The organism is Denitrobaculum tricleocarpae, assembly GCF_007004665.1.
Lineage (GTDB): Bacteria > Pseudomonadota > Alphaproteobacteria > Kiloniellales > Kiloniellaceae > Denitrobaculum > Denitrobaculum tricleocarpae.
In genome coordinates, this window is sequence record NZ_ML660078.1 from 1 (window position 1) to 8,515 (window position 8,515).

Genomic DNA, 8,515 nt, shown 5'->3' on the forward strand with positions numbered 1-8,515 from the left:
CCGACCGAAACATCCGAACCGCCAAGAACGAACGCTCCCGTCCCAGAAACCGTCTGCTCACCATTAAAGAAAACCGTCGATCGACCAAAGGAACCACCCTCGACACCCAAGACACCGTCAAGCGTCAGGCCACCCTCAATCGTCAGAGTGCCAGGAGAAACTCCAGACTCACCAACCGTCACCTCTGACAGAATTTGGAGATCGGAGAAAGTCCCAGACGACACAAGGACCTGTGACCCTTCGTCTCCGTTGACCAGCGAGTTTGTCAGGCGCGCATTAGAGTTCAAAAGCAGTCTGCTCGAACCCAGTTCGATCACATCCGCGCTGAACTCGCCGCCGCGCAGTTCGAGCGTACCCTGCAAACGCAGACGCTCGACTTCCGTCGTCAAGAAACTGTGCACGACACTCGCGTCGTCATCCACGACAAGCGCCACACCATCCGCAGGCGTCGGAACAGCTCCATCACGCCAGTTGTCTGCATCGGACCAGTTGCCGCCGGCCGGGTCAATCCAAACCGCCGTGGCGTCCACGACCTCGAAGCTGCGCTCGATCAGCAATTCGCCCAGCGGATTTCCCGCCCGGTCAGTCACTCCGGAAAGATCGAGTGACAGATCGAAGATGCCGATCGGCAGATCGTTGAAAGCGAACTGCAGCACTTGATCGTCGGCTAGGAAAGAAATATCGATAGGAAGAATCTCAATGGCAGGCGCGGCCCGGTCAAAAACCTTGATATCGGACAAATCGATTGAATTAACATCGATACTCTCATCGAACGACAGGGAGACGATGTTGGAGCCGATCAAAACCAAACGCCCGTCCTCCGGCACGACTGATGTCAGTTCGGGCGGCGTAATATCGGGAATAATCTCGAGAGTTTGCGGCGCCGTCAGCGTCGTATTGCCGCCCGTGTCGGTCGCCCGCACCTGGACCTCAAGCATCGTGGCGCCGGCACTCAAGGGCGGAACGATAAAAGAAAGTTCATAGGGTGCGGAGACGTCGTTGACGACAACCTGGCCGTTCAGCAGCAACTCGACATTGCGGACCTGAACGTCGTCCCGGACGTCCAGGCTCAAGCGGATCGTTTTGCCTTCTTCAACCTGCAGTCCGCCGGTATCCGGGTCAGCATCGATGGCCGAACTGTCGAAGCTGAGCGTCGGCGCAACGCCATCGGCATCGAAGGGCAGGAAGTTGATGACCTGCAAACCGCCGGCGCCATCGGCAACATAGGCAATTCCGCTCGCCAGCGCCACGGCCTGCGCATCGCCCGGCGTGTTGATTTCGGTAATCAGGTCATAGGTATTCCCCGGATCCGAAGCATCATGGATCTGCAAACCACGTTGCCCGGCCGCCACGACGGCAAGGCCGGCACCGTTGGTCACAGTCTGCAGGTTTGCGGCCTGAACCTTTGGCGTATCGATGTTGGAAATCAATTCAAGCGAACCCGGCTCGGACACATCGAAGGTGACATAGCCGCCGCGCTCGAGCGGACGGGTGTTGGCAATCTGGGTCAGGTCGAGCCCGTTCGAGATATAGGCGACACCGTCGTCAATGAAGATCTTGAAATCCTCGAAAGGCTGGCGCCGGACCGGCGGTGTGGGGATGACGACAGAATCCAACTCGACCAAAAGGGAACCATCGAAACCGAAGGAAACCAGGCGCTCGTTGTCCACCACCGCGAAGATGCTATCCCCTTCCGCTGCCAGCGCCCGAACTTCGCCGCCGACTGAGAGATCGGTCAGGATATCGCCGGTGACGGCATTGACGGCAAAAAGACCACGCCCCCCCGCGAAGAGAACCCCGTCCCGCACCAGCAGGGACTCAATGCCACCGGTAAAGCGAACAGTTTCGACAAGCTGCGGCATGGCCGGGTCAGAGACGTCGACGATGTGCAGTCCGGCCGAACCGGCAGCGACATAGGCTAGTTGCCGCGCGCTATCGACGGCGACCTGCTGGTTATCCCCTTCTAGGTCGATCTGACCCTGGAGGATCGGATTAGAAAACTGCGAGGCGTCTAAGATTGCCAGACCGTGCGAGCCGGTCGCGATGTAAGCAGTCTGCCCGCCGGAACCATCAAGGCGGCCTTCGACGGCGATATCGACAGCTTCACCGGGAAGGGCAATGGAGGCGATGATGCCAGTGGGGAACCCGACGCCGTCTAAGGGGTTGAGGCCTTGTGCAATTTCGGCACCGTCAAGGATACCGTCACCGTCGGAATCACTCCTATCAGCAAATGTACCGATAACGAACTCAGCAGCATCTACAAGACCATCTTCGTCTGTATCGACTTCTGTGGATGCATCTGTGTACAGCGGGAAAGCAATGTGAGTAGGTAAACCTGCTCCAGCAGAAACCCCTGTAGCCGAACCAATCAGTGACCTCTCATAGTCAAAAAAAGTTACTTCATACTCGGTTTCGGCTGGAAGGCTAACACTAAGCATACCGGAACCATCAAGCTTTCCGCGCAATTCAACTCCCGCGTATTCGATCAGATAAAAGGTATCAGCCGTATACTGCAGAATCGCAGCAGTTAAATTGCCAACATCCACTGCGAGATCGGCGAATCCACTTTCAAACTCACTTGCTCCATCATTGAGGCCACTCACTTCTCCACTGGCATCATTAAGCTGATTTTGTATTACTTCAGTAGATGAAGTTAGTTCCCCAATTGCATTTAAAAGCCTCGCCTCTATTTCTGGAAGCGTAGGTTCTTGAATTTCTGTAACAGACGACGCGATCGATATATTTATAGATTTACTCTCGGTCGTTGAGTCGTTTTCTTGCCTTCTTAATTCAATATAATCGCGAACTATTTGTTCTGTATTATCTATGATAAAGCAGAAAGTTTCAACGGATACACCAAGTAACTTGCCTTGCACTCCATCTTTAAGAATCTTTAGACCGTCAGCAACAGTGAACAGCTTTGCAGCAGAAAAGCATGAGATTTCAGCCCAGAAGCCAAGTTCAACACACTCATCATCTGCGTAGGCATTGCAGAGATTTACAGCAGATTTAGTCAAATCAGCAGCACAATCGACAGCAGCAAGTGGAGGAGCTGTGTTAAACGCATCTTTTGCCGCCTTAAACAGGTCAACAAATACGTCCTTTAAAATAAATTTAAGCCCATTAAAAGCATCTAAAATAATATCAGGGTCTTCACCGTTTTTTATACTGTTCTGTAATGCCTGAGCTCGCTGCACTGCATCCAAAGTGACAGAAGTAATCTCTGAAAGCGCTTCAGTAATTTGCGCAACCACCCTAATTACTTTTACAGGCGACAAATCAGCAACGCACCCAGCAAGCTCTCCCATTAAGTCATTGTAGGCATCAATTTTTTGCAACGCGTCATTTTCATCACAAGGCTCTTCCGAATCTTCGGGAGGCTCTGGATCTCCGGGTTGTTGTACATCCCCCGGTTTTCGACCTGGAACTGGCGGAATGGGGCCAGTTGTTGGAGTTATCGGCTGGTCCCCAACAAATTTCCACCCCAGCGTATTCACGCCCGTGTCGCCCTCCGATACCAGACGCAATCCGTCGTCGGAAACAATGGCCGTGCCGGTCTGGACCCATTTGCCGGCATCGTGGTCGAAGCTCATGATCGGGCGCTTTTCGCCGGGGGCGAGGCCGTCGAGATTGGGGAATTCGATCTGGGCCTTGCCGTCCACATTGGTGGCGCCATCGGCCACGACCGTGAAGACGATCTTCGGATCGAAACCTTCGGGAGTCGGCGCCGGGATCCGGTCCGGCTCGAAGGCCATGATGGTCACCGAGTCGGCAGGCGTGCCGTCATCGAAGAAAAGAGAATCTTCCGGGATGATGACCTTCAGCGCCTCCCACTGGGCAGGATCGATGTCCGGAAAGCTCTCGGTCAGGTTCTGGAGGCCGAAGGTACCGAGACCGGCTTCGGTCGGCTCCCCTTCCGTGACCTCAACAGCGTCACTCTCGGGGATTGACGCGAAGTAAATATTGAAAGGCGAGCCGTCCGGCGTGGTCATGCCCACCGTCTGCCCGGCCACCGTATGCACAGGCTTGACGATGGTGCCGTATTTGAAGCCGGTCTCGGCGGTTACGGGGGAAGCATCAAAGTGCAGATAGGCGTCGGGGAAGGGCAGATCTTCGAGGAAGAAGCGGCCATTCTCATCGGTCACCGCCTGCACACCAGGCAATCCAACCACCGTCACAATCACGCCGACAAGCGGCAGATCTTCACCATTCGGACCGCGATTGTTGGAATCGAAAATGAAACCTTCCAGGTTGGTTTCGGGAATACGGGTCAGAGAAACCGTGGAGAAATCGGCCTGCAGAGTTCCGCCAACCTCACCATCGCCATCGACATCAACCAGCGCCCCGGTCGTATCGCGGATCGTTGTACCATCGAGCTGCACCCGCACTTGGGTAGAGGCCGGCAGTATCGTCCCTTCTTCCAGGAAGAAGGTCGCGATCTGGCCGTTGCTGGAGACACGCACGCTGCCCGGCAGCGCCTCGCCGTTCGCGATGACCTGGAAGCTCTCCGTGGTGACACTGTCAGGGTCGACCGGGCGGTCGAACTCCACAACGATCTGACGATCGAGATTGACCAGACGATCACCGTCAGACGGCTGCACATCGATTACCCGCGTGGCGCTGGCCACGGAGAAATCAAAGCTGGCCTCGCCTTCCAGCGCATTGCCGGCAGCGTCAGAAATATTGGAATCGACGGATAAGGAAAACGCACCATTGGGCAGAACCGAAGCCAGATTCAACTGTGCAACCGTCGGGCTGAGTTGATCCACCGAGGTGATCTCCACGACCGCCCCCGAAGCGTCGGTCAGAACGAAGCTTCTCTTCTCGAAAGCAGACGCCGTTACCGGCTCATCGAATTGAACCTGCAGACGACCAGGCGCCGTGGTCAGATCGCCCGCTGGCGCCAACTCCACCGAGGGCCCCGAACGATCGAGCGTGAACTCGACGGTCTGGCGCTCGGACTCATTCCCGGCGGCATCGGTGGCGAAAAGTGTGAAACTCTGGAACCCGTCGGTTAGGTCAGAGCCAAGGATCTGTGCCAATCGCGCCGCGTCGAGTTGGAAACTGCCGTCAGGCAGCAGGGCGTCAGAAGTGTCGACGAACTCAGACGACTGCGCCTCCAAAGCTCGAGCAAAGAGGCCGGTGACGGCGAGGTTATCCGCTGCCGCTCCTGAGATCGCAGCAGTCTTCGTGACGCCGTCACTGTCCGAAAGACCCGTGTCTGTGTTTAGCGCAGCCTCCAAGCTCGGCGCTTCCAGGTCCTCGACGGTTTCGTCACGGCCTTGGATAGTGATCGTCACCGTCGCGGTCGCTTCGCCACCGTTCCCGTCAGAAATGCGATAGCTGAAGCTGTCGCTCGCCGTCTCGCCTTCACCCAAGGCCTCGAACTGTCCATTTGGGTCGTAGCTGAAGGTACCGTCCCCGTTGTCGACCACCAGGCCAAGCGTTTCAGAAACGTCCAACTGCGCGAGGCTCAAGGGGTCGTTATCCGGGTCGCTGTCATTGCCGAGCACTGACGCCGTGGTGAAGCCGTTGTCTTCGTCGGTCTCGAAGCCTTCCCCTTGATCGGCAACGGCCCGCGGCGCATCGTTGTTGCCGGTCACCGTGATGACAACTGTCTGTTCGACACTGGCCTCACCATCTGTCACGGCGTAGGTAAATTCGATCTGGCGCTCTTCTCCCTCTTTCAAGCTTTGAAAGTCCTGACCCGGATCGAAACTATAGCTGCCGTCATCCGACAGGTTGAGTGTGCCATTTCCTTCACCAACGCCTGAAACCAACGAGAAAGTTAGATCATCTCCCTCTGCGTCTGCTACCTGAAGCTGACCCTCGATGATGCCGGTGTCTTCATCGGTCGTCGCATCATTGCCGGCCGGTTGCGGAGGTGTGTTGCCCTCATCCCGGCCTTCGATGGTGATCGTGACGGTCGCAACGGAGGTTCCACCCTGTCCGTCCGAGAGCGTGTAGCTGAAGCTGTCCGTCTCCGTTTGCCCGGCAGCAAGATCTTCGAACTCTCCGTTGGGGTCGTAAGTAAAGGTTCCATCCGTGTTCTGCGTGACCAAGCCGCGCGCCTGGCTGGCATCAAACGAGAGAATCGACAAACTGCCGCCATCGACATCGCTGTCATTGGCAAGCACGGCGCCTGTTTGAAAAGAGCTATCCTCGTCCGTGGTGAAAGCGGCGCCAGCGTCGTCGAGCGCAACGGGCGCGTCGTTCCGCCCCGTGATTGTCAGGATGACCGTTTGCTCGACAGAGCTTTTACCGTCGCTGACCGCATAAACAAATTGAATCTGACGACTCTCGTCCTCCGCGAGATCCTGGAAATCGTCTTCAGGGTCGAAGCTGTAGCTGCCGTCTTCGTTCAGAATCAGCGCACCGTTGCCGTCGCCGACGCCCTGGACGAGATTGTAGATGAGAGTGTCGCCATCGGCGTCGATAGCTCGAAGCTGGCCCTCGAGTGCCGCCGAATCTTCGTCTAAGCTGACGTCATTGTCGCCAGGTTGAGGTGGTGAATTCGGCTCCGGCAGTTGAATGAGATTGCCATCTTCATCACGGAACTCGATCGCCTCGAAGTTTCGAATTGTAAGCTTAAGATTCGCAAAACTGCGTACTTCACCCGTGTCGCCGCCGGCCGCTCCAACCGATATCACAAAGGATTCAAGTTCCCGGAGCTCTTGCAACAGAGCCTGGTCTTCGAGTTGCGCCGCAGTGACCTTGATGCGAAGCATGTCGTTTCCCTGCCCGCCGAGATAGGTATCGCCAAGCTCACCGGTTTCGCCGACAACAAACTGCGCCGTATCGTCGCCAAATCCTGCATTGACCAGATCATCGCCAGTGCCGCCGTCGACGAAGTCACTGTCGCGGCCACCGGCGATGCGGTCGTTGCCCGCACCTCCGAGAAGCGTGTTGTTGCCAGCCCGGCTGGTAATGAGATCGTTTCCGCCGCCGCCCGATATGGTGTCGTCGCCGAACCCTCCTCGAAGGCGTTCATTGGCATCGCTTCCATTAATCACCTGATCGTCAGACATGACCCACCCCCCAGCCTCGCGAATATCTGGAATGGTCCCGGGGTGCCCGGGACGGCTCAAAAAAATAGTCCGTGTCTTACCTGGACAGACCTAACGCCGTACCTAGGCGCAAAAAGCTGAATCTCGGGCGCGCCTTCGGCTCGAAACCAAGGCAAGAATCCCAAACAAGAAAAGCATCTCGACAGGCGGCTCAGATACGACAATGGCGGCGGGTGTGACGGATCGTACTGAAATCGACCCATCGATATCATAGTCGGCGGTACCGCCAAAAAAGGGATCGAAGAATGTCTGTGTCGTTTCGATCGAAAGCGCTAAAGCAACCGGGACCACGCCAACCTCAATAGGCGAAAGCAGGCTGACTGCATCCAGCGATGCCGAAATACTCTCAGGTCCAAGGATCGCGTCGACGAAAGCCTCATCAGCAACTTTGGGTGGCTCTCCAACAACGAGCGCGGTATCAACTAGCGCGTCCGCCGACCCGAAGAGTTCGACATCCGCAACAAAGCTAAGATCTACTATGACAGGCGCGCCACTAAGATTGGTGATGACGATCGTCAAAGGTGCAGAGACAAAGTTATCCAGGGCCGTGAAGGGATCCAAAAAGGGGTCCGCCTCAAATGCGCCAGTTAAATGAAAGTTTAGGGGCTCTCCAAGATTAGAGAAAGAACCACTGGCACCTTCCGCAGGTAGAGGCGCCGCGGCGCCAAGCGCTTGAGTATAGCTTGTTGGCCCCATATCACCGCTTGAGACAGAACCAAAACTGAAGGCCACGCTCACATTGTCAGGAAGAGGCATTGCTCTGGATGGAAGGCTCCACCCACAAATCAGACCGAAAGAAATTGAAAACGCCAGGACGAAATCCCTGTAAAACGCCATAAGTTTGTTCCCCCCAAACGTTCTTTACGCGTCTATTTTTCCCCTTTAGCGTTAGTCATAGGCGTGCAAATGTCAATGATATTTTCGTGAAAAAATTGTGTAGGAATTCAAAGAAGTTGGACGACCAGATGTATTACTGATGGCGCTTCCTTTGGTTGCCGCTATAACCTTCATGGGCACAGGTTCATATGCTGACCGCGTAGCCCGAAACGCAAAAAAGCCATCCGATGGATGGCTTTGTCGCGTTTGGTTGCGTTTAGGATTTGGTTGCGGGATCAAACAGTCCAGTGGACTGTTTGATGGATTTGTCCCTTGCGCAGTCTGCGCGCGGGCTGTTCGCCCGTGCTCAACCTTCGGCCTAAAAAGGCTCCACTGGAGCCTTTTCTTGACGGTCTCAGCCTTCAAGTTATGAGCGAGGCCCACAACCCAGCGGAGGTCTGGAGGTTTAGAGACCGGTCTGATATCCAAACACCAAAGCCCCCGCGAGGGGGGCTTTGACCGACCTTAGAGATAGGTGACGTTTTGTACCGGAGACATGGGTAACACTTTTGGCATGTATTTGCATGCCGGAGGTGTTGATGCCGTGGAAAGAAAGTTCGGTCATGGAAGAA

At 55.7% G+C, this 8,515-nt stretch carries 2 protein-coding genes; both read right to left on the reverse strand.

The window, feature by feature from the left end; genetic code table 11:
• Positions 1-7,028: cadherin-like domain-containing protein (locus FKG95_RS29410; protein ID WP_142900043.1), on the reverse strand; the 7,028-nt coding region annotated here is incomplete at its 3' end.
• A 102-nt stretch (positions 7,029-7,130) separates the two neighbouring features.
• Positions 7,131-7,904: a hypothetical protein gene (locus FKG95_RS29415; protein WP_142900044.1), complete on the reverse strand. Its 774-nt coding sequence runs from the start codon at positions 7,902-7,904 to the stop codon at positions 7,131-7,133.
• Between the last annotated feature and the right edge of the window lie 611 nt (positions 7,905-8,515).

Excerpts from the sequence above, each read along its gene's own strand:
- FKG95_RS29415 (WP_142900044.1), bottom strand. The coding sequence starts at position 7,904 with ATGGCGTTTTACAGGGATTTCGTCCTGGCGTTTTCAATTTCTTTCGGT.